The following is a 24,925-nucleotide window of genomic DNA, read 5'->3' as shown; positions in this document are numbered from 1 at the left end:
GGCCTGGGCGAACACGGCGGCCGTCGCGTGACTGGTGCCCGGGTGGTCCAGAGTGGACAGATCCACGCCGGACACCTCCGCGCAAGGCGGGCGCCGGGCGCGCCGCCACGGCGATATGTTCGTTTCCGCGACTTCGCCGCGATGACCTACCGTGGGGAGATGACCGAACCGCTCGGCGCGCGGATCCGGCGGCTGCGCACCGACCGGGGGTGGACCCAGCGCGAGCTGGCCGAGCCGGGCTATGACCGGGGTTTCCTCGCGAAGGTCGAGACGGGCAGCCGTCCGCCGTCGGAGGAGATGCTCGCCTACCTGGCGCGCCGGCTCGGGCTGACCGTCGACGAGCTGCGGTTCGGCCGGCCACGCGGTATCGCCGACGAGCTGCGCGCGGCGCTCGACGAGGGGTACCGCGACCTCGAACAAGGCCGGATCGCCGTCGCGGAAGAGCGGTTCGCCTCGGTGGCGCGACGGGCCGCGGGCTACCGCCTCGACGACGTCGAGTGCTACGCGCGGTTCTGCCGGGCCGAGGTGAAGTGGCAGCTGTTCGACGTCTCGGGTGCGCAGAAGGACCTGGAGCACGCGGAGGAGCTGGCGGAGGCCGCGCCGCCGTGGCTGCGGGCGATGATCGTGCACCGCTGGTCGGGCTGCCGGTACCTGAGCGGCGACGCGGGCACGGCGATCGCGCGCGTCGAAGAGGCCCTGCAGGCTCCGAACCTCGACCCGGACGCCGAGCTGTGCCTGCTCAGCGCGTTGATCCACCCGTTGATGGAGATGGGCGGGCTGCACCGGGCCGAGCGTGCGGCACTCGACGGTGTCCGGCTGACGCGGGTGGCTTCGCGGCCGGACTTCGTCGCGCGGTTCCACCGGCAGGCGTCGCAGGTGTGGCAGGCGATCGGGCAGCCGGAGCGGGCCGAGCAGGACTTGATCGAGGCGTGCCGGCTGTTCGCGTCGGTGGGGTTCGACCGCGACGCGGCCCGCTGCCGGTGGGCGCGCGGGTACCTGTTGCGCCGGCTGGGACGTCTGGAGGAAGCGCGTTCGGAGCTGACGGCGGCGCGCGACCAGCTGGCGGCGATCGGGTCGGACGAGGGCGTCGCGGGGGCGACGCTCGAGCTGGCCGAGGTCCGGCTCCGCCAGGGCGCGCCTGCTGAAGCTGCTTCGCTGGTCGCGGAGGTGTGGCCACTGCTGACGCGCGATGTGGAGGGACTGGCGGAAGCGACGGGGTTGCGCGGGCAGATCGCACAGGCCCAGGGCGATCTGGAGACGGCGACCCGGCTGTTGCGCGAGGCGGCGGAGGTCCAGACGGGGGCGTCGCTGCACGGGGCCGCGCTTTCGACGGCACTGCGGCTGGGTGACGTGCTCCGACAACGTGGTCATGTGGACGAAGCCATCGAGGCCTACCGGCGCGGCCTCGACTCGGCGGCGGGCACCGAGGGCTGATCCGCCGGACCACTGGGCTCAGTGGTCCGGACCAAAACCAAACTCCCTACCAAAGTTGGTGAATTGGTTCAGACCAGTCGCCAACCCCGCCGTTTCCTGCGGTTTCGTCCACAACGCCGTGATCTTCACGCGCCCCCGCTAGGCCGTTCGGCCCATTGACCGGCGCACGACCGGAACCTTTACTCGGACGCGTCCGGCGCAATAACAGTAGTTATTCCGCCGGTCACACTCCCCGCGTTCCCCGGAAAGGTGCCCCATGAGATCCCCACGAGGGCTGGCGGCGATCGCCGGCCTGGCCCTGACCTTCGCGGCGGTGCCGGCGATCCCGGCCGCCGCCGCACCCGCACCCGCCGCCCCGCCCGAAGCGCTCGCCGCGCGGGCCGCCGACCAGGCCGCGCTCAGCGGCGTCGACCGGCTCGCCAAGGGTGCCGGTGAAGCCTTCGTCCGCACCGGCGTCACCCCCGGTGGCGGCGGCCTCTACTACGCCTCCTACCAGCGCACCTACCACGGCCTGCCGGTCGTCGGCGGGGACGCGGTCGTCGTCGCCGATGGCGCCGGCCGGGTCCGCGGTACCGAAGCCGCCCACACCTCCCCGATCACCGTGAAAACCCAGGCAACGCTGAACGCCGATCAAGCGACGAAGATCGCCGAGACCAAGGTGTCCACAGTAGACAGCACGACCGCGCCGAAGCTCGTCGTGCTCGCCGGGGACGCCCCGAAGCTCGCCTACGAGGTCGTCGTCTCCGGGCACAACCAAGCCCGCCCGACCAAGCTGCACGTCTTCGTCGACAGCGCGACCGGCCAGGTCCTCGACACCCGCGACGACGTCCGCGAAGCCGGCACCGGCAACTCCTACTACGCCGGCACCGTCTCGCTCGACACATCGGGCTCGGGCAGCTCCTACTCGATGACCGACCCGGCCCGCCGCGGCATCGCCTGCGGCCGCGAGGGCGGCGCGATCTTCACCAAGAGCACCAACACCTGGGGCAACCGGTCCGGCACCGACCTCGAAACCGGCTGCGTCGACGCGCTCTACAGCGTCCAGACCGAGTGGAAGATGCTCGGCGACTGGCTCGGCCGCGACGGCATCGACGGCGCCGGCGGCGGCTTCCGCGCGAGCGTCGGCCTCAACGACGTCAACGCCTACTGGGACGGCTCGTCGACGCACTTCGGGCACTCGCAGGACAACCAGCGCCAGGCGACGCCGATGGACGTCGTCGGCCACGAGTTCGGGCACGCGATCTTCCAGACGACGCCGGGCGGCGCGGGTTCCGGCAACGAGAACGGCGGGCTCAACGAGTCCACCGGCGACATCTTCGGCGCGCTCACCGAGCACTACGCCAACAACCCCGTCGACACGCCGGACTACACCGTCGGCGAAGGTGTCAACCTGACCGGGACCGGCCCGATCCGGTACATGTACAACCCGTCGCAGGAGGGCGACCCGAACTGCTACTCGTCCTCGATCCCGAGCACCGAGGTGCACGCCGCCGCGGGCCCGCAGAACCACTGGTTCTACCTGCTCGCCGAGGGCAGCAACGCCTCCCCCGCCAGCCCGACGTGCAACGGCTCCAGCGTCACCGGCATCGGCATCCAGAAGGCGGGCAAGATCTTCTACAACGGACTGCTGAAGAAGACGTCCTCCTGGAACCACAAGGCCGCCCGCAAGGCCACCCTGGAAGCCGCGATCGCGCTCTTCCCGGGCAGCTGCACCGAGTTCAACGCCACCAAGGCCGCGTGGGACGCCGTGAGCGTCACGGCCGCCGGCGGTGAGCCGACCTGCAGCGGCCAGCCGCCTGCGGGCAACGACTTCTCGCTGACGCTGTCGCCGACGTCCGCGTCCGTCCAACCCGGACAGACCGCGACCACCACGGTGACCACCCGGGTCACCTCGGGCAACGCCCAGACCGTGTCGCTGCTGGCGACCGGCTTGCCCGAAGGCGCGAAGGCGACCTTCAACCCGGCAAGCGTCCAGTCCGGCGGCACCGCGACGCTGACCATCACCACCTCGGCGACCACGCCGAACGGCACCAGCCAGGTGACGGTCACCGGCGACGGCACCGACGCCGACCACACCGCGCAGTTCTCGCTCACCGTCGGCACCGGCACCCCGCCGACCGGCTGCGCCGGCCTCGCCGAGTGGGACTCCGCGAAGGCGTACGTGCCCAACGACGTCGTCGGCCACAACGGTCACAAGTGGACGTCGCTGTGGTACTCGACCGGCGCCGAGCCTGGCGCGCCCGGCTCGTGGGCCGTGTGGAGCGACAGCGGCGCCTGCTGATCCCGGCCGCGCGGCGGCGGGCGACTCCCCCGCCGCCGCGCGGCCTACCCTGAACCGGTGGAAGGGCGGCCCGAGTGAGCGAGAGCGTCGGCGAACGCCTGCGTGAGCTGCGCACCGAGCGCGGGCTCACGCAGCGCGAACTGGCCGGACCGCAGTACTCGGCGGCGTACGTGTCGTCGGTCGAGACCGGCGCGCGGACGCCGTCGGGCGACGCGCTGCGGTTCTTCGCCCAGCAGCTGGGCATCGACCCGGACGAGCTGCTCGGCGGCAGCTCCCCACGCGAGCTGATCGAGCTCGACCTCGAGCTGATCGAGACGGCGGAACGGTTCCTGGCCGGCGACGCCCGCCGCGCGCTCCCGCGGATGCAGCGGATCCGCCGCCAAGCCGAACGCCTCGACCGGCCGCGGCAAGCGGGGATCGCGCTGCTGTGGCTGGCCGGGTACTCGACCGGCGACGCCCGCACGAAGTACGTCGCGGAGGCCGAGACGACCCTGTCGGGCGAGCCGCCGCCGGTGCGGGCGATGGTCGTGCCGCTGCGCGCGGCGGTGCTGTCGGGCTGGGGTGAGGCGCAGTATTCCTTGCACCTGCTGGAAACCTGCCACGCGGAGCTGCTGCGCGACGGGTACCCGCAGCCGTCGATGCTGCTGACGCTGCGGGCGTGCCTGGCCGAGCGACACCTGCGCCAGGGCGACCTGGAACGGTCCGCGGAGTACGCCGAGTCGGCGCTGCGGCTCGCCCGGGGCGGCCCGGCGGTGCTGGCCGAGCTGACCCGCAGCCACCTCGAGGTGTGCCGCAGCCACCTGGCGGCCGACCGGTTCGCCGACGCGACCGCGTCGATCTCCGCGGCCTACGACCTGATGCAGGAACGGGCGCTGCACCCGGCGATGGCGCACTGCCTGCTGGCCCGGGCCCGGGTCCGCGGCCGCGCGGGCGACATCGAGGGCGCGCTGGCCGACCTCGGCGCCGCGCGGGAGACGGCGTGGCCGGACGACGTCCCGGCGATCACCGTCGAACTGGCGGCGGAGTACCTGGCGGCGGGCCGGCTGCAGATGGCGTCGGCGTTGCTCGACCAGGTGCGCCCGGCCGTCGTCGCGGGCACGCCGCTGGCGGCGGAACTGCGGCTGCAGCTGGGGTCGCTGGCCCGGGCGCGCGGCGACGCCCGCGGCGCGGCGGAGTACCTGCGGGCGGCGGTCGAGCTCGCCACCGGGCTCGGCGCGCGCGGCGTGCTGGTGCGGGCTTTGCGACCGTTGAGCGAGCTGCTGGGCGAGACCGGAAAGCAGGAAGAGGCCGCGAACGTGCTGCGGAACGGGCTGATCGCGCTGGGCGCCGAAGCCGACTGAATCGTTTTCTAAGCAGCGCTGACGATTCCCGATGATCGAGATCGTCCGGCGTTCGGATGGTGTCCGGGACAGTCCCTACGAAAGTCGTTCCGGCGCGGAACGCGGGGCGAATCCCCAGCACCGGCGGGGTTTGTACGAATTGCCCGGCTAATCCTGAACGCGGCGTTGGTCCGTTCGGCGCATTGACGCCCGGAACCGCTGATCCTTTACTCGGATTCGTCCGGACGCATACCTGCTGTTGATCCCCGGGACACGTCCCCCTTTTCCTTCACCACAACCATCCTTCGTGGAAGGAAGACCTCGATGACCCATCGTGGGTTCAGAACGGGCTTGGCGGCCGCCGCCGGGCTCGCCTTGTCGCTCGCGCTGCCGGTGGCCCCGGCGAGCGCGTCCCCGGCGGCCCAGCCCGCCGCCCCGGACGTCGCCGCCGCCCGCGCCGCCGACCAAGCGGCCGCTTCGGGCCTGGACGCGCTCAAGCGCGGTCCCGCCGAAGCCTTCCAGCGCGTCGGCCTCACGGCCGGCGGCGGTGGCCTCTTCTACGGCGCCTACCAGCGCACCTACCAGGGCCTGCGGGTCGTGGGCGGGGACGCGGTCGTCGTCGCCGACGGGGCCGGGCGCGTCCGCGGGACCAGCGCCGCCGAGACCGCCCCGATCACCGTCGGGACGCAGGCCGCGCTCGACGCCGCGAAGGCCGCGGCCACCGCGCGCGCTCAACTGCCCACTGTGGACAGTGTGAGCACGCCGGAGAGGGTCGTGCTGGCCGGGGCGAGCCCGAAGCTCGCGTACGAGGTCGTCGTCGCCGGGCGCACCGCCACGGCACCGAGCAACCTGCACGTGTTCGTCGACGCGGCGACCGGCGCCGTGCTCGACAAGCGCGACGACGTCAAGACGTTCGCCTCGGGTGCCCGCACCCAGGCCCAGCCCGCGACGGTGAACGTGGCCGGCACCGGCAACAGCTACTACGTCGGCAACGTCTCCATCGACACCACGCAGTCGGGCAGCACGTACACGCTGCGCGACCCGGGCCGCACCGGCATCAGCTGCGGCCGCGAGGGCGGTTCCGTCTACAGTGGACCGGACAACAACTGGGGCAACGGCTCCGGCACGGACCTGGAGACCGGCTGCGTCGACGTCCTCTACAGCGTCCAGACCGAGTGGAAGATGCTCGCCGACTGGCTCGGCCGCAACGGCATCAACGGCAGCGGCACCGGCTACCCGGCGTCCGTCGGCCTGGCCGACGTCAACGCCTACTGGAACGGCTCGTCGACGCACTTCGGGCATTCGCAGGACAACCAGCGCCAGGCCACCTCGATGGACGTCGTCGGCCACGAGTTCGGCCACGGCATCTTCCAGTTCACCCCGGGCGGTGCCGGTTCCGGCAACGAGAACGGCGGCATGAACGAGTCGACCGGTGACATCTTCGGCGCGCTGACCGAGGCGTACGCGAACAACGCCAAGGACACCCCGGACTACGAGGTCGGCGAGGGCGTCAACCTGGTCGGCCAGGGCCCGATCCGCTACATGTACCAGCCGTCGAAGGTCGGCGACCCGAACTGCTACTCGTCGTCGATCCCGAGCACCGAGGTGCACGCGGCCGCCGGCCCGCAGAACCACTGGTTCTACCTGCTGGCCGAGGGCTCGAACCCGGGTGGCGGCAAGCCCGCCAGCCCGACCTGCAACAACTCCAGCGTCACCGGCGTCGGCATCCAGAAGGCCGGCAAGATCTTCTACAACGGCCTGCTGAAGAAGACCTCGTCGTGGAACCACAAGGCCGCCCGCAAGGCGACCCTCGAAGCCGCGATCGCGCTCTTCCCGGGCAGCTGCACCGAGTACAACGCGACCAAGGCCGCGTGGGACGCCGTCTCCGTCACGGCGGCGACCGGTGAGCCGGCGTCGTGCAGCGGCGGCGGCGCGGACTACTCGGTGGCGCTGAACCCGGCTTCGGGCTCGGTGCAGCCGGGCGCCTCGGCCACCACCACGGTCAGCACCGCGATCACCTCCGGCGCGGCGCAGTCGATCACGCTGTCCGCGTCCGGTCTCCCGGCCGGCGCGACGGCGACGTTCAGCCCGGCGACCATCCAGTCCGGCGGTTCCTCGACGCTGACCATCGCGACGACGTCGTCGACCCCGACCGGCAGCTATCCGATCACGATCACCGCCGACGGGGCCACCACCGACCACACGGCGCAGTACACGCTGACCGTCGGGACCACCTCGTCGTGCGCCCCGGCGACCAACTCGACGCGGCTGAACATCCCGGACTACCCGGCGAGCGCTGTCAACAGCACCAGCACCGTCAGCGGCTGCGCGCGCAACGCGTCGGGCACCACCAAGGTCGAGGTGCACATCACCCACACCTACCGCGGTGACCTGGTCCTCGACCTGGTCGCGCCGGACGGCACCGCCTACCGGCTGAAGAACTCGAGCAGCGACTCCACCCCGAACATCGACACCACCTACACCGTGAACGCTTCTTCGGAAGCCGCGAACGGCGCGTGGCAGCTCCGCATCCGAGACGTCGGCCCCGCCGACACCGGTTACCTGTCCTCCTGGACGTTGACCGTGTAGCACTCCCGACCCCGTGAAGGCCGCACCAGCCCGGTGCGGCCTTCACGGTCGTTCTCCCCAACCCCCACCGAAGGAATTCACCGCCATGAAGTGGAAGAGCAAGATCGGCGCCGGGGTCACCGCCCTGGCGGCCGTGTTGGGCGTTGTCAGCGCGCCAGCGGCCACCGCCGCTCCCGCCACGGCGCTCGCCGCGCCGGACATCTCCCTGGCCAACATCAAGACCCACCTCAACCAGCTGCAGACCATCGCCGACAACAACGGCGGCACGCGCTCGCCGCGCGGCGCGGGTTACGCGGCATCGGTGTCCTATGTGGAGAACCTGCTCAAGAACGCGGGTTTCACCACGACCCGCCAGACGTGCACGAGCTGCATCGGCCAGTCGCAGAACCTGATCGCCGAGTGGCCGCAGGGTGACGCGAGCCAGGTCATCATGCTCGGCGCGCACCTCGACAGCGTCAGCGCCGGTCCCGGCATCAACGACAACGGCTCCGGCAGCGCGTCGATCCTCGAGACCGCGCTGACGCTGGCGCGCACCAACCCGGCGATGGCCAAGCGCGTCCGGTTCGCCTGGTGGGCCGACGAGGAGTCCGGACTGGTCGGCTCCAAGTACTACGTCAACAACCTGCCGAGCAGCGAGCGCACGAAGATCAAGACCTACCTCAACTTCGACATGATCGGCTCGAAGAACTGGGGCTACTTCGTCTACGACGACGTCGCTTCGGTCAAGGCGATCTTCGACGAGTACTTCTCCTCCATCGGCATCCAGACCGAGGGCGACAGCGAAGGCGACGGGCGTTCCGACCACGCGTCCTTCAAGAGCGCGGGCATCCCGGTCGGCGGCCTCGCGACCGGCGCCGGCGACATCAAGAGCTCGGCGCAGGCGCAGAAGTGGGGCGGCACCGCGGGTTCGCCGTTCGACAACTGCTACCACCGCGCGTGCGACACGACGGCCAACATCCCGGACACCCCGCTGGAGAAGAACTCGGACGCGATCGGGTACGCGCTCTGGAAGCTGGCCGTCGCCACCACGCAGGGCAACGACTTCTCCGTCGCGCTCAACCCCACCGCCGGGACCGTCCAACCGGGACAGTCGCTGCAGGTCGCGGTGAACACCACGACGACGTCCGGCAGCGCGCAGTCCGTCTCGCTGTCGGCCTCGGGCCTGCCCGCGGGCGCGACGGCGTCGTTCAGCCCGGCGACGATCTCCTCCGGCGGCTCCTCGACGCTGACCATCTCGACGTCGGCTTCGACGCCAGCCGGCATGTTCCCGATCACCGTGACCGGGGACGGCGCGAACGTCGACCACACGGCGTCGTTCTCGCTCGGCGTCGGGACGTCGTCGTGCGCGCCGGTGACCAACTCGACGCGCCTCGACATCCCGGACCACCCGGGCGCCGCCGTGAACAGCACCGCGACCGTCGGCGGCTGCACGCGAAACGCGTCCAGCACCACCAAGGTCGAGGTGCACATCACCCACACCTACCGCGGTGACCTGGTCATCGACCTCGTCGCCCCGGACGGCACGGCGTACCGGCTGAAGAACTCGAGCAGCGACTCGACGCCGAACCTCGACACCACCTACACCGTCAACGCCTCTTCAGAGGCCGCGAACGGCGCCTGGCAGCTGCGGATCCGCGACGTCGGCCCGGCCGACACCGGATACCTGTCCTCCTGGACGCTGACCGTCTGACCCCGGCCTGGGGCGCCCTTCGCCGGGCGCCCCAGGTTGTCTAGACCACCCGTTCGTAGGTAGTCACCGGTTCCCCGCGGCCCATATCGTGATCGGACACGCCGCGTTCGCCCTCAACGACGATGGGAATCGGTATGTCCGGTCGCAGAAACCGCCTGTTCGGAACCCTTCTGGCAGCGGCTTTGGCCGTCCCGCTGCTCGTGTCGGCCCCCGCGCAGGGGGCGGTGCCGGCCGACACGTGCGCGGTGAAACCGCGGCCCGCCGGCAAAGTTCTCCAGGGGTACTGGGAGAACTGGGACGGCGCCGCGAACGGCGTCCACCCCGGCATGGGGTGGGTGCCGATCACCGACAGCCGCATGGCCCAGCACGGCTACAACGTCCTCAACGCCGCGTTCCCGGTGATCCGGTCCGACGGGACCGTGTTGTGGGAGAACGGGATGGACGCCGGGGTCAAGGTGTCGACGCCGGCCGAGATGTGCGCGGCGAAGGCCGCGGGCGCCACGATCCTGCTGTCGATCGGCGGCGCGGCCGCTGGTATCGACCTGTCGTCGTCGGCGGTGGCCGACAAGTTCGTCGCCACGGTCGTGCCGATCCTGAAGCAGTACAACTTCGACGGGATCGACATCGACATCGAGACCGGGCTGACCGGAAGCGGCAACATCAAGACGCTGTCGGCGTCGCAGTCGAACCTGATCCGGATCATCGACGGCGTGCTCGCGCAGATGCCGGCGGGCTTCGGGCTGACGATGGCGCCGGAGACCGCGTACGTAACCGGCGGCAGCATCACGTACGGCTCGATCTGGGGCGCGTACCTGCCGATCATCAAGAAGTACGCGGACAACGGCCGCCTGTGGTGGCTGAACATGCAGTACTACAACGGCTCGATGTACGGCTGCTCCGGCGATTCGTACCAGGCCGGGACCGTGCAGGGCTTCACCGTCCAGACGCAGTGCCTGAACAACGGCCTGGTCGTGCAGGGCACGACGATCCGCGTACCGTACGACAAGCAGGTCCCGGGCCTGCCGGCGCAGCCCGGCGCGGGTGGCGGGTACATGGCGCCGAGCCTGGTTTCCCAGGCGTGGCGGTCGGTTCCGGGGCTGAAGGGCCTGATGGACTGGTCGATCAACTGGGACGGCTCGAAGGGCTGGACGTTCGGCAACAACGTCAAGTCGTTGCAGGGCCGCTGACCCGCACCACCCGAGCACCGGCCCGGACTCGTTCCGGGCCGGTGGTCCCGATCAGCGTCCCGCGAGTTCCGACCGCACCAGCTCCAGCAGGCGCCCCACCCAGTTGGCGCCGCTGGAGCTCCAGTACCGCGAACCCCAATCGCCGTAGAGCAGCCGGGCGTCGCCGGTTTCCGTCAGGCACCGTGCCATCGCCGGATGCCGGTCGAACTTGTCCCGCAGGAGCGCGGCCATCACCCCGAGCCGCACCGCGGACCAGCCGCCCCGGCGGGGTGCCCGCTCGGCGAGGATCCGGGCTTCGCGGCCGAGTTCGACGGCGGCGATCCGATCGTGCCAGGCGGCGTCGTCGGTGGACAGCGCCCAGTAAGCGTGCATGACCGTCCGGTACTCCCGGCCGTCGTGCACCACCGGTGCCGGGTAGTCGATCTGCAACACCTCGGGGCCCGGTGGCTCCGGCCAGCCGGTCGGGTAGACCCCGACGTCGATCCGCAGCGGGATCGCGCCCGCTGTCTCCGGCCCGTCCGCCGCGTTCCGCTGCCGCGACTCGGCGACACCGCGCTCGCCGCGGCGGAAGTACTCCAGCGCCCACTCCTGCATCTCCGGCGTCACGGTGATGGTGCGGTCCGGGTCCCGGGCGGGGATCGTCTCGCCCACTCCGGCAAGCAGGATCCGCACCGGCACGTCGTTCTGGTCCATGTCACCGAGCAGGTAGATCCGCCGGTGTTCGGGCACCGCGTGGTACCGCTCGCGGACGATCTCCAGGTTGGCGGCGCTCGGCTCGGCGGCGTACGCGACCAGTGCGTCCCGGCAGCGCCCGGAGGAATCCGGCCGGTCGTTGAGCCGATCCACCTCGTCGGAGAGGTCCGCGATGAGGAGTTCGGGCGTCAACCAGGACTCCAGCCGCGCGGTGCCGGCGGCGGTGCCGTTCACGATGACCCTCGCGTCCTCGGGTGGGGTCAGGGTCAGGGTGCCGTCGGCGAATGCGGTGCGAAGGCCGTCGAAGTCGGTCGTCTCCCACGGCCAGGCGACGACGCCGTCGGCGTAGACGGCGAGAGTGGTCAGGATGCACTTGTCGTGTTCGCGGACGAAGATCAGGCGTTGCCGCCCCTGAACGACGTCGCCCTCGACGGGGCGCCAGGTCGGAGTGGTGTCCGGCATGCGGCAAGCCTAGGAGTCGCCGGCCGGGATCGGGTCGTTGTACTCGCCTGACGGGCCGGCGTACTCGCGGCCGTTCGGGAACGGCCACGGGTTCGGGACGCAGCCGTGCAGCCCGAGCGTCTGCTGCTCCATCACCGGCGCCGGCCGGCCCGCGCCCGGGCACAGCTCGTGGCCGTGGCCGAGCCGGTGCCCGGTCTCGTGGGTGACCATGTACTGGCGGTAGACGTCGAGCGGGGCCCCGTAGTCAGGGACGGCGTTGGCCCAGCGGGCGACGTTGAGCACGACGTTGCTGCCGTTGCGGCAGGAGGTGTAGCCGTCCGGGGAGCCGCCGCACAGCTTGTCACGGCTGGCGGGGGTGGCCAGGTAGATGGTGAAGTCGGCGTCGTCGTCCGGGCCGACCTGCTGCAGCCGCCACTCGCCGCCGCCGGTCCAGCCGCGCGGGTCGCCGAGGATGCCGCGGATGGCCTTGGCGAACGCGGCGGGCCCGACGCCGTCGATGTCGGTTTCAAGCGCGATCCGGTAGCGCATGAGCGTGCCCTGAGTGCCGGCCACTTCGGTGCTGCCGGGGGTGAACATCCACTGGCCCGAGCCGGTGCGCGGGAAGGTGATCTGCTGCGCGGCCTGCGCCACCGGCTGCTGCGGCTTTTCGGCGGGCGGCGGCGGGAGCGCGGTGGCGTCCCCGATGTCGGTGAGAACGGGCCCGGCCGCGGGCGCGGCGACGGGCTGCTGTTCACAGGCGGTGAGCACCCCGGCCACGGCCAGCACGAGCGCGCCGACGGCGGCGGCCCGTCTGGCGGTTTTCGGCATGGGTCCTCCCGGGTGCGCGGCTTTCACCGGGGAGTACGGCCCGGCGCCCCGAAAAGTTGCGGTGACACCCGGTGGCGCAGCGTCACCGCAGTTCAGGGCACCCGGGTGTGACGACGGCCACAGCGTCAGCTGAGGAACTTGCGCAGGACCTCGGCCACCTGCCGGATCTCCGCGGTCCGCACGTTCTCCTGCTTCGTGTGCGCCAAGGTCGGGTTGCCCGGGCCGAAGTTCACCGCCGGCATGCCCAACGCCGCGAAGCGCGCCACGTCCGTCCAGCCCAGCTTGGCCGCCGCGCGGCCGCCCGCCGCCGTCACCAGCTCGGCCGCCGCCGGGGCCGACAATCCCGGCAGCGCTCCCGGGGAAAGGTCCACAACGGACAGTTCGTACCCGTCGAACACCTCGCGCAGGTGCCGCTCGGCCGCTTCTGGCGAACGGTCGGGAGCGAAGCGGAAGTTGACCGTCAGCACCGCCGCGTCCGGGACCACGTTGCCCGCCACCCCGCCGGCGATCGACGTCGCCTGGAGGCCTTCGCGGTAGGTCAGCCCGTCGATGTCGACGATCCGCGGCGCGTACTCCGCCAGCCGCCGCAGGGGCTCGGCCAGCGCGTGGATCGCGTTCTCCCCCATCCACGCCCGCGCCGTGTGCGCGCGCTTGCCGGACAGCCGCAGCTCGACGCGCATCGTGCCCTGGCAGCCGGCCTCGATCACGCCGTTCGACGGCTCGCCGACGATCGCCAGGTCGCCCGCCAGCCACTCCCGCAGCTCGCGCTCGATCCGGCCGAGGCCGTTCTTGACCGCTTCGACCTCTTCGTTGTCGTAGAAGATGAACGTGACGTCGTGCTTGGGCTCGGCCAGCGTCGCCGCGAGGTGCAGGAAGACCGCGTCGCCGCCCTTCATGTCGACCGTGCCGAGGCCGTGCAGGACCTCGTCGTCGCCACTGCCTTCGCGCCGCGAAGGCAGGTTGCCGTTTTCCGGCACGGTGTCCAGGTGCCCGGCGAGCACGACCCGCGACGCGCGGCCGAGGTTCGTGCGCGCGAGCACGGCGTCGCCGTTGCGGACCACCTCGAGGTGGGATGCCTGCTCCTGAAGCGCTTTCTGCACCGCCGCCGCGATTTCGGCCTCTGAACCCGACACGCTGAAGGTGTCCACGAGCGCGGCGGTCAGGTCGACGGGGTCGGCGTGCAGGTCGAGGCTCATGCCCGGCACGCTACCGTGAGGGTGTGCGTAGGTTCGGAGTCGCCGTGGGCGGCGCGGTGCTGGTCCTGGTCCTGTCCGGCTGCGGCGGCGAAGCAGGTCCGACGCCCAAGCAGGGCGGCGAGCCGGGCCCGGACGCGCTCCCGACGAAGCTCGACGCGCTGACCGTCGACCAGTGCTACGCGAGCCCGCGCACCCAGCTGCCGAAGGGCTGTGAGAAGTACGTCACGGAGGTCGGCAACGTCCCCGGCACGGCCCGCAAGCGCGCGAACGACCGCGACCCGCAACTGGTCGCCGAAGCGGCCAAGCTCGACACCGCCGTGAAGGCCTTCCGGAGCGCGGGCTGCACGACCGTCCCCGACCCGGGTGGCCCCTGCACCCAGGCGCTCGTCGACATCGCCGGCGCGCTCGGGGACCTGAAGAAGCAGGTAGACGCGCGGCCCACGAGTGGTTGATCCGCGTCACTCGACTACCGTGTCGGGCGTGAGCGAGCAGAGCCCGAACCCCGAAACGACCGGCGCCAGCGGCGTCGGGCTGGCCACCGTCGCGACCGACGGGACGGTCCTCGACACCTGGTACCCGCACCCGAAGCTGACCGAAGGCGGCACGCCCGGCACCGAGCGCCTGAGCGCGGAAGAGGCCACCGAGCTGCTCGGCGAAGCCGCCTCGGCGCTGCTCGGCCCGGACACCGACCGCGGGGTCGAGGTCGTCGCCGTCCGCACCACGATCGGCAAGCTCGCCGACGCGCCCGCGGACACCCACGACATGTACCTGCGGCTGCACCTGCTCTCGCACCGGCTGGTCCGCCCGCACGGCCAGAACCTCGACGGCATGTTCGGCCTGCTGGCCAACGTCGTGTGGACCAACCACGGCCCGTGCCCGGTCGAAGGCTTCGAGACGACCCGGCTGCGGCTGCGCTCGCGCGGCGCGGTGACCGTTTACAGCGTCGACAAGTTCCCGCGGATGGTCGACTACGTCCTGCCGTCCGGCGTCCGGATCGGCGACGCGGACCGCGTCCGGCTCGGCGCGCACCTGGCGTCCGGCACGACCGTGATGCACGAGGGCTTCGTGAACTTCAACGCCGGCACGCTCGGCGCGTCGATGGTCGAGGGCCGGATCTCGGCCGGCGTGGTCGTCGGCGACGGCTCGGACGTCGGCGGCGGCGCGTCGATCATGGGCACGCTCTCGGGCGGCGGCAAGGAGACGATCTCGCTGGGCGAGCGCTGCCTGATCGGCGCGAACGGCGGCGTCGGGATCTCGCTGGGCGACGACACGGTCGTCGAGGCGGGCCTGTACGTCACGGCGGGGACGAAGGTCGTCGTCGAGGGCAAGGTCGTCAAGGCCCGCGAGCTGAACGGCATCACGGGCGCGGTCTTCCGCCGCAACTCGGCGACCGGCGCGGTCGAGGTCGTGCCGCGGACCGGCTCCGGCGTCGAGCTGAACTCGATGCTGCACGCGAACGACTGAGGCTGTTCGTTCACTTAGTATTCATGAGGTGACCACCGAATCGTTGCCTCGAACCCCGGCGGAGCTGGGCCTGCCGGAGCTCCCGGTCGAGGTGGGCCCGGCCGATCCGGCGGTCCACCACGTGCGCGCGAAGCTCGACCGGGAGATCCGCGCCCTGCTCGCGCACGAAGCCGGGACGCGCTCCGGCGCCGACCCCGAGGACCTGCACCAGATGCGCGTCGCGCTGCGGCGGATGCGCAGCGTGCTGAAGCTGTCGGGCGAGCTGGTCGGGGACGGCGCCGAGCCGGTGCGCGCGGAGCTGGGCTGGCTCGGGCAGTCGCTCGGCGAGGTGCGCGACCACGACGTCCTGATCGGGCACCTGCGCGAGGTCATCGCCGACTTCGAGGTCCGCGACCAGCCGGCCGGCCGTCGGCTGGTGTCCCGGTTCGTCACCGAGCGCGCGGCAGCCAAGCGGCGGCTGACGCGGGCGCTGTCGAGCGCGCGGTATTCGACGTTGCTGCAGGAGGTCAGCCTGCTGACCCGGGCGTCCGGCGAGGCGCCGGGCGAGCCGCACGACCTGGTGACGGGGCTGGCGAAACCGCACCGCAAGCTGGCCAAGGCGGTCCGCGCGCTGCCGGCGGACCCGCCGGACGACGACCTGCACGCGCTGCGCATCCACGGCAAGAAGCTGCGGTACGCGGCGGAGCTCGCCCAGACGTCGGCGAAGAAGAAGCGCGCGAAGCGGATCAAGGCGCTGATCAAGGCGACGAAGGACTTCCAGACGGTGCTGGGCGACCACCAGGACGCGGTGATCGCGGCCGAGCGGATGCGCACGGTCCTGGCCACGGCGGACGGCGAGATGGGGTTCGTCGCCGGCCGCATCGCCGAGCGCGAGCTGGCCCGCCGCGCCGAGGCCCGCGCGGCTTGGCGAGACGCGTGGGCCGAGGTCGACGCGGCCGCGAAGGCCCTGCACGCCTGACCCGAGCCGATCCGCCGCGCCGAGGCCCGCACGACCTGCCGCACCGCCCGGGGCCGCGATCGACGCCGCCCGGCCGCCCAAGCTCACCTGCCCAGCCGAGAGGGCGAGGCACCTCAGGCCGTGATCGACCAGACGTAACCGTCCGGGCGGACCAGCACCTCGGCACCCGGCTTCACGTCGTAGGCCGCGTACGCGTGGCCGCCGTCGTCGACCAAATCCGTGCCCGTCGCCACGCTCCCCGCCGGCAGGATCCGGTACCCCTCCGCCGGGCAGTCGCCGAAGACGAGGCGCGTCGCGTGCGGGCCGGCGAACAGCTTGAACAGCCGGACTCGCTTGCCGTTCGCGTCGATCAGCGGTGAGTCCGGCGCGCGGTCGCCGGGCTGGAGGATCCCCGTGCCGGCCGGGGCCAGCGGGCCGCCGCGGTAGCCGATGTCCAGCTGCTGCGTCTCTTCGCCGCGGTGGTGGGCGTCCTCGTCGCCGTCGACGTACTTCTGCATCAGTCCGGTCGAGACCCCGAGCACCCGCGCCGCCACCGTCCGGCGCTCGGCCTCGTAGCTGTCGAGCAGCTCGGGCGAGCCGTCCGCGAGCTTCCAGCCCAGGTTGTAGGCGTCCTGGACGCCCGTGTTCAGGCCCTGGCCGCCGGTCGGCGGGTGGACGTGCGCGGAGTCGCCGGCCAGGAAGACGCGCCCGTCGCGGAACCGAGCCGCCAGCCGGACGTTCGGCCGCCACACCGTCGACCACGCCAGGTCCGACAGCGTGATCCCGCCGCCGCTCAGCGCGTCGAGACGTGCCTGGATCGCCGGCAGCGCCGTCTCGGTGTCGAGGTCGCCGTCGCCCAGCGGCGAGCCGAACTGGAACCACGGCGTGCCCGGCAGCGGGCTGAACATCATGCCGCGCATGGGGTCGTCCGGTGCGCCGAACCAGTGCCCGTAGCCGCGGTCGAGGCCTTCGGCGTGGACGTCGCCGAGCAGCATCCGGATCGACTCGTCGGTGCTGCCCTCGAACGCGATCCCCAGCGCCTTGCGCACGAAGCTCTTGCCGCCGTCGGCGCCGACGAGGTACTCGGCCCGGACGGTCTCCCCCGTGCTCAGCGTGGCCGTGACGCCGTCGGCGTCCTGCTCGAAGCCGGTCAGCGCGGTCGCCAGCTCGACGTGGACGCCCAACTCGGCCAGCCGGTCGCGCAGGACGCTCTCGGTCTGCGACTGGCCGAGGAACCAGCCGGTGGGGTACGGCCGGTCCGGCGTCGGGTCGACCACGTCGAACACCATCCGCTCGCCGACGACCTCGCCGCCGACGTGGATCCGCATCGGCACCGGCGCGGCCCCCTGCGCCAGCACCGCGTCCAGCACGCCGAGGTCTTCGAATACCTCCAGGGTCCGCGGCTGGAGCCCGTCGCCGCGCGAGCCGGCGAAGAACGTCTCGGCCTTGTCGATGATCCGGACGGCGACGTCCCGCCGCGCCAGCTCGATGGCCAGCGTCAGCCCGGTCGGTCCGGCCCCCGCGATCAGCACCCGTGTGTCCATGTCACCCTCCCAGTGAATTGTGATTCAGTGAATCTGGATTCAGAATGACACTGCTAGCGTCCCGCGTCAAGGAGGTGCCGGTGAACCGCAAGGAGAAGGCCGCGGAGACCGAGGCCGCGCTGAAGGCGGCCGCCCGGCGCGTGTTCGCGCGCAAGGGCTACCTGAACACCAAGATCACGGACATCACCGCCGAGGCGGGCCGGGCCGCGGGGTCGTTCTACAACCACTTCGCGGGCAAGGAGGAGCTGCTCGAGGCGCTCCTGGCCGACATCGCGGCGTCCGGCGACGAGAGCGCGACCTCCGAAGACCACCTCTCGGACTTCAGCGACCCGGCGGCCGTGCGCTGGCACGTGGCCCAGTACTGGGACTTCTACAAGGAACACGCGGCGACGATGCAGGCGCTGCGCCAGGCGGCGATGGTGAACGAGGCGTTCGCCCGCACGCTGGCGAGCTTCGGCGCGAACCAGGGCGCGGACCTGGACGGCCACCTCGCGCACGTGACGGCCGCCGGGCTGCGGCTGCCGGCGAGCACGGAACTCTCGATCGCGATGATGTACCAGCTGGTCGACAGCTTCGCGCAGATGTGGCTGCTCGACCCGCCGCCGGCCGGGTGGACCCCGCCGACCGACGAAGAGGCGGTCGAGGCGCTCACCCGGTTCGTCTACCGGGGCTTCACGGGCCGGGACTACTGACCGCGTTCGGGGCACGACGGAGGATGACCGATCCCGCGCGGCCGGGACAATGGGAGGACGTCCCATTCCGGAAATCGAGGGGAAACCGTCGTATGAGCGCGTTCAGCGAAAACCCGGAAATCGTCAAGTTCGTCTACTGGGACAACCTGACCTACAGCCCGCCGGGATCACGCGCGCCCGAAGAATGGGACCCCGCGCTCGGTGTCCGGCTGTATGAAAACTACCTCTCGCACTGCGAAGAAGCGGAACGGCTGGGCTACGCCGCCGTCAGCCTGCCGGAGCACTTCGGGCCGTCTTCGCCGTGCCCGCACCCGAACATCCTGATGGCCGCGATCGCCGCCCGGACCAGCCGCGCGCGGATCCTCTCCGGCGTCAACCTCCCGCTGCTGCACCACCCGGTCCAGCTCGCCGAGCAGTTCGCCATGATCGACGTCATCTCCGGCGGACGGCTCGAAGTGGGCCTCGGCCGGCACGGCGACCGCGCCGCCCACGAGCACGCGGTCGACCTCATCGACGGCGTGCTCAACGGCTACGACCACCCCGTCGCCCGGGCCGACCTCACCCCGGCCACCGCCGCGTTCACCCCCGGCGTCGAGACCGCGAAGGTCACCGCCTGGCCGCGGCCGGCGCAGCCCCGCGTGCCGCTCTGGGTGGCGGCGACCAGCGACGGCTCCCTGGCCGCCGCGGCCCGGCGCGGCTGGGGCGTGTTCACCGGCTTGAACATCACGCCCACGGCCGGCGGCATGGCGCCGATGAGCATCGCGAAAATGCTGCCGCGGTTGCACCGCTACCTGGAAATCGGCGGCGAAAACGGCCACGACCTGACGATGGCGAACATCGCGGTGAGCTGCTTCACGGTGATCGCCGAGACCGACCGGAAAGCGGCCGGAATGGTCCGCGACGGCTTTGTCCGGCACATCGAAGCCTCGGCCGGACACCTTTCCCGCGTAGCCGGCGGCGCACCCGGGGAAACGTCGCTGGAAGCACTGGCCGACCGGGAGGAAACGGGGCTGCGCGCGGTCCTCGAAGCCCCGGCCGGGGCCTACCTCGAGAACCCGTTCGCCCTCGTGGGGTCGGTCGAGACGGTCCGGGACAAGCTGACCGCCCTGCGCGCGGCCGGGCTTTCGCGGTTCATGCTCTTCTGCGGCGGCGTCGGCACGGCGCACGAGCTGGCCTGGGAGTCCGCGGCCGCGATGGCCCAGGACGTCGCGCCCGGCCTCTTCGCCGCGACGAAGAAGCCGCTCCGGCTGGCCGGCTGACCGCTCAGGCGGACAGGCGCTCCACAGCCGCGTCGACGCGCTCGTCGGTCGCGGTCAAGGCGACCCGGACGTGCTTGCCGCCCTTCGGGCCGTAGAACGTCCCCGGCGCCACCAGGATCCCGCGGTCGGCCAGCCATTCGACCGTCGCCGAGGCGTCCTCGTCGCGCGTCGCCCACAGGTACAGGCCCGCCTCGGAGTGGTCGATGCGGAAGCCGTTGTCCTGCAACGCTTTCCGCAGCGACAGCCGGCGCCGGGCGTACCGCTCGCGCTGGGCGGCCAACGCCTCATCGTCGGTCAGGGCGGCGACCATCGCCTCCTGGACCGGGCGCGGCACGATCATGCCCGCGTGCTTGCGGACGTCGAGCAGCTGCTTGACCAGCCGCGGGTCACCGGTCAGGAAACCGGCCCGGTAGCTGGCCAGGTTCGCCGACTTCGAGAGCGAGTGCACCGAGATCAGGCCGTCGGTGCGGCCGTCGCAGACGTCCGGGTGCAGGATCGACAGCGGTTCGGTCTCCCAGCCGAGCGCCAGGTAGCACTCGTCGGACACCACCACGACGTCCCGCTCGCGCGCCCACTCGACCACCTTGCGCAGGTGCTCCACCGGGAGCACGCGACCGGTCGGGTTGGACGGCGAGTTCAGCCAGATCATGGCCGGCTTCTGCGGGCCGAGGGCGACCGTGCTGTCGGCGCGCAGGATCGACGCGCCCGCCAGGAGCGCCCCGACCTCGTACGTCGGGTAGGCCAGCTCCGGGATGACCACCAGGTCGCCGGGACCGAAGCCGAGCAGGCGCGGCAGCCAGGCCACGGCCTCCTTCGACCCGATCGTCGGCAGCACGGCGTCCGGCTCGATGCCGGTGACGCCGTGCCGGCGGCCGAGGGCGGCGATGGCCGCCGCGCGCAGAGCCGGGATGCCGTGCGTGGTCGGGTAGCCCGGGATCTCCGAGACCGACGCGAGCGCGTCGCGGATGCCGGCCGGGACCGGGTCGACCGGCGTGCCGATGGAGAGGTCGACCACCCCGCCGGGGTGCGCGCTCGCCGTGGCCTTGACCTCGGCGAGCGAATCCCAGGGGAAGTCGGGCAGCGCGACCGGGCTCATTCGCCCTGCGGGGGCAGCGCCTTGATGAACGCCGGGTCGTGCGCGGTCTTGCCCACCTTGGACGCGCCGCCGGGCGAGCCCAGCTCGTCGAAGAAGTCGACGTTGGCCTTGGTGTAGTCCGACCAGTTGTCCGGGACGTCGTCCTCGTAGTAGATCGCCTCGACCGGGCAGACCGGCTCGCAGGCGCCGCAGTCGACGCACTCGTCCGGGTGGATGTACAGCATCCGCTCGCCCTCGTAGATGCAGTCCACGGGGCACTCGTCGATACACGCCTTGTCGAGCACGTCGACGCAGGGCTCGGCGATCACGTAGGTCACTGCGCACTCCTGCTTTTCTCTGCAAACAGCCAGTCGTGGCCGACACTACGCGGTTCGGCCACCCGTTCGGTTGGTGAGGCAAGCCTTAGCCATACCCGGGGTATGGCGCTCACCTCTGCCGACGGCGCGGGGGCGGGGTGGCCCGGGCGTCGCCGGTGATGACGAAGCGGGGTTTCGGAGCCTCGTCCTCCGTCTCCTTCTCCCCCACGGCCCGGTTGAACCCCTCGGAGATCTCGTCGACGAGCTTCTCGTTGTGCCGCTCGTCCTTGCGCTGGATGCCCACGGCCACCTCCTCCTCGGGGAAATCCGCTCCGCGCCGGTCACTGCCTCGGTCACAATCTAGTCGTGAACGCACCCGAGGCGCTGGAAATCGTCTGCAGCAGAGCATGGCCGCCGCTGGTCGAGGAACCCCTCAAGGACTGGCGATTGCGCTGGGCAGGGGGCTTCACGGGCCGCGCGAACAGCGCGCTCGCGGTCGGCGACCCCGGCCGGCCGGTCCCGGACGCCCTGCGCGCGGTGTGTGACTTCGCCCACGATCGGGCGATCCAGCCGATGGTGCAGGTGATCCGCGACAGCCCGAACGAGCGCGCGGTCGTCGCCGAGGGCTGGTTCCAGGCGACGCGCCACCACCGCGGCCACGAGGTCGTCGTGCTCACGACCCCGCTGACCGGCACGTCCCCGGCCCACGGCGTCGAGGTGCACGACGAGCCGACGCCGGAGTGGTGGGCGCTGACGCTCGGGCCCGGCGAGGACAACCCGGCCGCCCGGAGCGTCCTGACCGGCGGGAAGGTCGGCTACGGCGTCGCGACGCTCGACGGCGCCACGGCCGGCGTCGTGCGCGGCGCCCTGGTCGACGGCTGGCTGCACGTCGGCCGCCTCGAGGTCGACCCGGCTTTCCGCCGCCGCGGGCTCGCGAAAGCGCTGATGGGCGCCCTGCACACGTGGGGTGCGGAACACGGGGCGGACCAGGCGGTGTTGCAGGTGGCGGAGGGGAACGCGGGTGCGCTCGCGCTCTACGCGGGGCTCGGCTACGCCCCGCACCACAGATACCGGTACTGGGTGCCCGCACCCGGCTCGTGCGAGGATTCGACGTCGTGAAGATCGTGGTAGTGGTCGGCGGAGTGGGCGGGGCCCGCTTCCTGCTGGGTGTCAAGGCAGCGCTGGGCATGGCACCGGAAGGTGCTTCGGAGTCCGAGCACGAGGTGACGGCGCTGGTCAACACCGGCGACGACGTCTGGATGCACGGGTTGCGGATCTGCCCCGACCTGGACACCTGCATGTACACCCTGGGCGGCGGGATCGACTCCGAGCGCGGCTGGGGGCACTCGGGCGAGACCTGGGTCGTCAAGGAGGAGCTGGCGGCCTACGGCGCCGAGCCGACGTGGTTCGGCCTCGGCGACAAGGACATCGCCACCCACCTCATCCGGTCGCGGATGCTGCGCGCGGGCTACCCGCTCTCGGCGGTGACCGAGGCCCTGTGCGACCGCTGGCAGCCCGGCGTCCGGCTGCTGCCGATGTCCGACGACCGCGTCGAGACGCACGTCGTGATCGACGACCCGGAGCAGGACGGCCAGCAGAAGGCCGTGCACTTCCAGGAGTGGTGGGTGCGCTACCGCGCCGAGCCGAAGGCCCACTCGATCGTCGCGGTCGGGGCCGAGGAGGCCAAGCCGGCGCCGGGCGTGCTCGACGCCATCTCCGGGGCCGACGCCGTGCTGTTCGCGCCGTCGAACCCGGTGGTCTCGGTCGGGACCGTACTGGGCGTGCCGGGGGTCCGGGACGCGCTGCGCAAGACGTCCGCCGGAGTCGTCGGGGTGTCGCCGATCATCGGCGGGAAGGCGCTGCGCGGCATGGCCGACGCGTGCCTGACCGCGATCGGCGTCGAGACGTCGGCGGAGGCGGTTGGCCGGCACTACGGCTCGCGCAAGGACGGTGGCGTGCTCGACGGCTGGCTGATCGCCGAAGGCGAGACGGCGGACGTGCCGGGCGTGACCGTCCGCGACGTCCCGCTGCTGATGTCCGATGTGGACGCGACCGCGGCGATGGCCCGGGCCGCCCTGGAACTGGCGGGAGCCCCCGTTGACTGACCACGCTTCCGCCAAGCTGGAGATCCTGCCCGTCACCGGGCTGCCGGAGTTCCGCCCCGGCGACGACCTGACCGGCGCGATCGTCAAGGCCGCGCCGTGGCTGCGGTCGGGGGACGTCCTGGTCGTGACCAGCAAGATCGTCTCGAAGGCCGAGGGCAGGCTCGTCAAGGTGCCCGCCGACCCCGAGGTCCGCGACGCCGAGCGCCGGAAGCTCGTCGAGCGCGAAGCCATCCGGGTGGTCGCGCGGATCGCGCGCACGGTGATCACCCAGAACCACCTGGGGATCGTGCAGGCGGCGTCGGGCATCGACGCGTCGAACGTCGAAGGCGACGAGGTCGCGCTGCTGCCGGCCGACCCGGACGCGTCGGCGCTGGCACTGCGCAACGGGCTGCGCGAGCGGCTGGGCGTCGAGGTCGCGGTGGTCGTCACGGACACGATGGGCCGCGCGTGGCGGGTCGGGCAGACCGACGCCGCGATCGGCTCGTCCGGGCTGCGCGTGCTGCACGCCTACCGCGGCGAGGTCGACGGGCAGGGCAACGAGCTGGCCGTCACCGAGGTCGCGATCGCCGACGAGCTGGCCGCGGCCGCCGACCTGGTCAAGGGCAAGCTCGGCGGGACGCCGGTCGCCGTCGTCCGCGGGCTCTTCCTGGAGGACGACGGCTCGACCGCCCGCGACCTGGTCCGCCCGCTGGAGGAGGACCTCTTCCGGCTGGGCACGAACGAGGCCCTCGAACAGGGGCGGCGGGCGGCCGTCCCGTCGCGGCGGTCGGTGCGGCAGTTCGCGGACGAGCCGGTCGACCCGGCCGCGATGCGCCGGGCGGTGGCGTCCGCGCTGACCGCGCCCGCGCCGCACCACACGCACCCGGTGCGGTTCGTCTGGCTGCGCGATCCCGGCCTGCGGCACAAGCTGCTCGACGCGATGCGCGAGTCGTGGCGGGCCGACCTGGAACGCGACGAGTTCACGCCGGAGCAGATCGCGAAGCGGCTCAGCCGCGGCGACATCCTTTACCGGGCCCCGGAAGTCGTCATCCCATTCCTGGTCCCGGACGGCGCGCACACCTACCGCGACGGGCGCCGCAACGACTGCGAGAAGACGATGTTCACCGTCGCCGGCGGCGCCGCGGTGCAGGGCCTGCTGGTGTCGCTGGCGGCCGAAGGGCTCGGCTCGTGCTGGATCGGGTCGACGATCTTCGCCGCCGACATCGTCCGGGACGTCCTGGGCCTCGACGAGCGCTGGCAGCCGCTGGGTTCGGTCGCGATCGGCGTCCCGGCGTCGGATCCCGGCCCGCGCGGGCCGATCACGCCCGGAGAGGGGCTGCTGGAGCTGTGAGCCTGCACGCGGAAGCCGTCGCGACGCTGGGTTCGTGGCGGCCTGCTCTCGCCTCCCAGGAGTCCCTGCGCCAGGCGTTCCTGGGGTTCCTGGCGGCGCGCGAGGACTCTTGCCGGCGGTCGTGCGCGGCCGGGCACCTCACGGCGTCGGCCGTGGTCCTGGACCACACGGGGACGCAGGTGCTGCTGACGCTGCACCCCCGGGTCGGCCGGTGGCTACAGCTCGGCGGGCACTGCGAGCCCGCGGACGCTTCGCTGGCCGATGCGGCGCTGCGTGAAGCCACCGAGGAGTCCGGCATCGAGGGGCTGCGGATCGCGCCGGAGCCGGTGCACCTGGACGTCCACCCGATCACGTGCTCGCTGGGCGTGCCGACGCGGCACTTCGACGTCCGGTTCGCGGTGCACGCCCCGGCGGGGGCTTCGCCGGTGCGAAGCGACGAGTCCGACGACCTGCGGTGGTGGCCGGTGGACGCGCTGCCGGCGGGGTCGGAGGATCTCGCCGATCTGGTGAAAGCGGCCGTTCCTGTCGGTGCCGGGCACTAGCC

22 protein-coding genes are annotated in these 24,925 nt (G+C 72.0%); 15 read left to right on the top strand and 7 right to left on the bottom strand.

What is annotated here, in order from left to right; all coding sequences use genetic code 11:
* Positions 1–159: 159 nt before the first annotated feature.
* From ACZ7OH_RS41045 to ACZ7OH_RS41020, 6 genes are all read left to right on the top strand, one after another.
* Positions 160–1,434, top strand: coding sequence for a helix-turn-helix domain-containing protein (locus tag ACZ7OH_RS41045; protein WP_470285832.1), 1,275 nt, complete (start codon positions 160–162; stop codon positions 1,432–1,434).
* A gap of 256 nt (positions 1,435–1,690) precedes the next feature.
* On the top strand, positions 1,691–3,715 hold the full coding sequence (locus ACZ7OH_RS41040) for a M4 family metallopeptidase (RefSeq protein WP_470285831.1): 2,025 nt from the start codon (positions 1,691–1,693) through the stop codon (positions 3,713–3,715).
* Positions 3,716–3,789: 74 nt separating this feature from the next.
* Complete coding sequence (locus ACZ7OH_RS41035) at positions 3,790–5,055, top strand: helix-turn-helix domain-containing protein (protein ID WP_470285830.1); 1,266 nt, start codon at positions 3,790–3,792, stop codon at positions 5,053–5,055.
* A 303-nt stretch (positions 5,056–5,358) separates the two neighbouring features.
* Positions 5,359–7,623: a M4 family metallopeptidase gene (locus tag ACZ7OH_RS41030; RefSeq protein ID WP_470285829.1), complete on the top strand. Its 2,265-nt coding sequence runs from the start codon at positions 5,359–5,361 to the stop codon at positions 7,621–7,623.
* An 85-nt stretch (positions 7,624–7,708) separates the two neighbouring features.
* On the top strand, positions 7,709–9,313 hold the full coding sequence (locus ACZ7OH_RS41025) for a M28 family peptidase (protein WP_470285828.1): 1,605 nt from the start codon (positions 7,709–7,711) through the stop codon (positions 9,311–9,313).
* Between the two features lie 134 nt (positions 9,314–9,447).
* Positions 9,448–10,500 (top strand): chitinase, encoded by a 1,053-nt coding sequence (locus ACZ7OH_RS41020; RefSeq protein ID WP_470285827.1) that lies wholly within the window; start codon positions 9,448–9,450, stop codon positions 10,498–10,500.
* A gap of 51 nt (positions 10,501–10,551) precedes the next feature.
* On the opposite strand, the gene ACZ7OH_RS41015 is transcribed toward ACZ7OH_RS41020, so the two are convergent.
* The 3 genes from ACZ7OH_RS41015 to dapE form a co-directional block, all read right to left on the bottom strand.
* The gene (locus ACZ7OH_RS41015; protein ID WP_470285826.1) at positions 10,552–11,655 is read right to left on the bottom strand and encodes an NADAR family protein; all 1,104 of its coding nucleotides are present in this window, start codon (positions 11,653–11,655) and stop codon (positions 10,552–10,554) included.
* Between the two features lie 9 nt (positions 11,656–11,664).
* The gene (locus ACZ7OH_RS41010) at positions 11,665–12,462 is read right to left on the bottom strand and encodes a DUF3152 domain-containing protein (protein ID WP_470285825.1); all 798 of its coding nucleotides are present in this window, start codon (positions 12,460–12,462) and stop codon (positions 11,665–11,667) included.
* 125 nt (positions 12,463–12,587) lie between these two features.
* A complete protein-coding gene (gene dapE, locus ACZ7OH_RS41005; RefSeq protein WP_470285824.1) occupies positions 12,588–13,658 on the bottom strand; it encodes a succinyl-diaminopimelate desuccinylase in 1,071 nt (356 codons plus the stop codon).
* 44 nt (positions 13,659–13,702) lie between these two features.
* Between dapE and ACZ7OH_RS41000 the strand changes: the two genes are divergently transcribed.
* Genes ACZ7OH_RS41000 through ACZ7OH_RS40990 form a run of 3 tightly spaced genes read left to right on the top strand, consistent with a single transcriptional unit; the run spans position 13,703 to position 16,080 of the window.
* Entirely contained in the window at positions 13,703–14,110 is a 408-nt protein-coding gene (locus ACZ7OH_RS41000) for a hypothetical protein (protein WP_470285929.1), read from the top strand.
* 28 nt (positions 14,111–14,138) lie between these two features.
* Positions 14,139–15,122, top strand: a complete 984-nt coding sequence (gene dapD / locus ACZ7OH_RS40995) for a 2,3,4,5-tetrahydropyridine-2,6-dicarboxylate N-succinyltransferase (protein WP_470285823.1) — start codon at positions 14,139–14,141, stop codon at positions 15,120–15,122.
* Positions 15,123–15,150: 28 nt separating this feature from the next.
* Positions 15,151–16,080, top strand: coding sequence for a CHAD domain-containing protein (locus ACZ7OH_RS40990; protein ID WP_470285822.1), 930 nt, complete (start codon positions 15,151–15,153; stop codon positions 16,078–16,080).
* Between the two features lie 113 nt (positions 16,081–16,193).
* Here ACZ7OH_RS40990 and ACZ7OH_RS40985 read toward each other — a convergent pair whose 3' ends face one another.
* Positions 16,194–17,603 carry an FAD-dependent monooxygenase gene (locus tag ACZ7OH_RS40985; RefSeq protein ID WP_470285821.1) on the bottom strand — a complete coding sequence of 470 codons (1,410 nt, stop codon included), beginning with the start codon at positions 17,601–17,603 and terminating at the stop codon, positions 16,194–16,196.
* A gap of 44 nt (positions 17,604–17,647) precedes the next feature.
* Between ACZ7OH_RS40985 and ACZ7OH_RS40980 the strand changes: the two genes are divergently transcribed.
* Together ACZ7OH_RS40980 and ACZ7OH_RS40975 are read left to right on the top strand one after the other, a co-directional pair.
* Positions 17,648–18,295, top strand: a complete 648-nt coding sequence (locus ACZ7OH_RS40980; protein ID WP_470285820.1) for a TetR/AcrR family transcriptional regulator — start codon at positions 17,648–17,650, stop codon at positions 18,293–18,295.
* Between the two features lie 92 nt (positions 18,296–18,387).
* A complete protein-coding gene (locus ACZ7OH_RS40975) occupies positions 18,388–19,554 on the top strand; it encodes an LLM class flavin-dependent oxidoreductase (protein WP_470285819.1) in 1,167 nt (388 codons plus the stop codon).
* Positions 19,555–19,558: 4 nt separating this feature from the next.
* Here the strand turns inward: ACZ7OH_RS40975 and dapC are convergent, their stop codons facing one another.
* The 3 genes from dapC to ACZ7OH_RS40960 all read right to left on the bottom strand — a co-directional run bounded on the left by dapC (position 19,559) and on the right by ACZ7OH_RS40960 (position 21,250).
* A complete protein-coding gene (gene dapC, locus ACZ7OH_RS40970; protein ID WP_470285818.1) occupies positions 19,559–20,650 on the bottom strand; it encodes a succinyldiaminopimelate transaminase in 1,092 nt (363 codons plus the stop codon).
* Positions 20,647–20,967 (bottom strand): ferredoxin, encoded by a 321-nt coding sequence (gene fdxA / locus ACZ7OH_RS40965; protein WP_003083029.1) that lies wholly within the window; start codon positions 20,965–20,967, stop codon positions 20,647–20,649. The genes dapC and fdxA overlap by 4 nt, the downstream gene beginning before the upstream one ends.
* 109 nt (positions 20,968–21,076) lie before the next feature.
* Entirely contained in the window at positions 21,077–21,250 is a 174-nt protein-coding gene (locus ACZ7OH_RS40960) for a hypothetical protein (protein ID WP_400900158.1), read from the bottom strand.
* 62 nt (positions 21,251–21,312) lie between these two features.
* Between ACZ7OH_RS40960 and ACZ7OH_RS40955 the strand changes: the two genes are divergently transcribed.
* Genes ACZ7OH_RS40955 through ACZ7OH_RS40940 form a run of 4 tightly spaced genes read left to right on the top strand, consistent with a single transcriptional unit; the run spans position 21,313 to position 24,923 of the window.
* Positions 21,313–22,065 carry a GNAT family N-acetyltransferase gene (locus ACZ7OH_RS40955; protein ID WP_470285817.1) on the top strand — a complete coding sequence of 251 codons (753 nt, stop codon included), beginning with the start codon at positions 21,313–21,315 and terminating at the stop codon, positions 22,063–22,065.
* Complete coding sequence (cofD, locus tag ACZ7OH_RS40950; protein WP_470285816.1) at positions 22,062–23,051, top strand: 2-phospho-L-lactate transferase; 990 nt, start codon at positions 22,062–22,064, stop codon at positions 23,049–23,051. Before ACZ7OH_RS40955 ends, cofD begins: the two co-directional genes overlap by 4 nt.
* Entirely contained in the window at positions 22,987–24,381 is a 1,395-nt protein-coding gene (locus ACZ7OH_RS40945; protein WP_470285815.1) for a coenzyme F420-0:L-glutamate ligase, read from the top strand. Before cofD ends, ACZ7OH_RS40945 begins: the two co-directional genes overlap by 65 nt.
* Positions 24,378–24,923 (top strand): NUDIX hydrolase, encoded by a 546-nt coding sequence (locus ACZ7OH_RS40940; RefSeq protein WP_470285814.1) that lies wholly within the window; start codon positions 24,378–24,380, stop codon positions 24,921–24,923. The genes ACZ7OH_RS40945 and ACZ7OH_RS40940 overlap by 4 nt, the downstream gene beginning before the upstream one ends.
* Positions 24,924–24,925: the final 2 nt, after the last annotated feature.

Source organism: Amycolatopsis sp. NPDC114478 (assembly GCF_055633805.1).
This window is presented reverse-complemented; position numbering and strand designations above follow the sequence as displayed.

What these genes read in the sequence shown, in the direction of transcription:
- ACZ7OH_RS41045 (WP_470285832.1), top strand. Translation starts at nt 160, where the DNA reads ATGACCGAACCGCTCGGCGCGCGGATCCGGCGGCTGCGCACCGACCGG.
- ACZ7OH_RS41040 (WP_470285831.1), top strand. Translation starts at nt 1,691, where the DNA reads ATGAGATCCCCACGAGGGCTGGCGGCGATCGCCGGCCTGGCCCTGACC.
- ACZ7OH_RS41030 (WP_470285829.1), top strand. Translation starts at nt 5,359, where the DNA reads ATGACCCATCGTGGGTTCAGAACGGGCTTGGCGGCCGCCGCCGGGCTC.
- ACZ7OH_RS41025 (WP_470285828.1), top strand. Translation starts at nt 7,709, where the DNA reads ATGAAGTGGAAGAGCAAGATCGGCGCCGGGGTCACCGCCCTGGCGGCC.
- ACZ7OH_RS41020 (WP_470285827.1), top strand. Translation starts at nt 9,448, where the DNA reads ATGTCCGGTCGCAGAAACCGCCTGTTCGGAACCCTTCTGGCAGCGGCT.
- ACZ7OH_RS41015 (WP_470285826.1), bottom strand. Translation starts at nt 11,655, where the DNA reads ATGCCGGACACCACTCCGACCTGGCGCCCCGTCGAGGGCGACGTCGTT.
- ACZ7OH_RS41010 (WP_470285825.1), bottom strand. Translation starts at nt 12,462, where the DNA reads ATGCCGAAAACCGCCAGACGGGCCGCCGCCGTCGGCGCGCTCGTGCTG.
- dapE (WP_470285824.1), bottom strand. Translation starts at nt 13,658, where the DNA reads ATGAGCCTCGACCTGCACGCCGACCCCGTCGACCTGACCGCCGCGCTC.
- ACZ7OH_RS40985 (WP_470285821.1), bottom strand. Translation starts at nt 17,603, where the DNA reads ATGGACACACGGGTGCTGATCGCGGGGGCCGGACCGACCGGGCTGACG.
- ACZ7OH_RS40980 (WP_470285820.1), top strand. Translation starts at nt 17,648, where the DNA reads ATGACACTGCTAGCGTCCCGCGTCAAGGAGGTGCCGGTGAACCGCAAG.
- ACZ7OH_RS40975 (WP_470285819.1), top strand. Translation starts at nt 18,388, where the DNA reads ATGAGCGCGTTCAGCGAAAACCCGGAAATCGTCAAGTTCGTCTACTGG.
- dapC (WP_470285818.1), bottom strand. Translation starts at nt 20,650, where the DNA reads ATGAGCCCGGTCGCGCTGCCCGACTTCCCCTGGGATTCGCTCGCCGAG.
- ACZ7OH_RS40945 (WP_470285815.1), top strand. Translation starts at nt 22,987, where the DNA reads ATGTGGACGCGACCGCGGCGATGGCCCGGGCCGCCCTGGAACTGGCGG.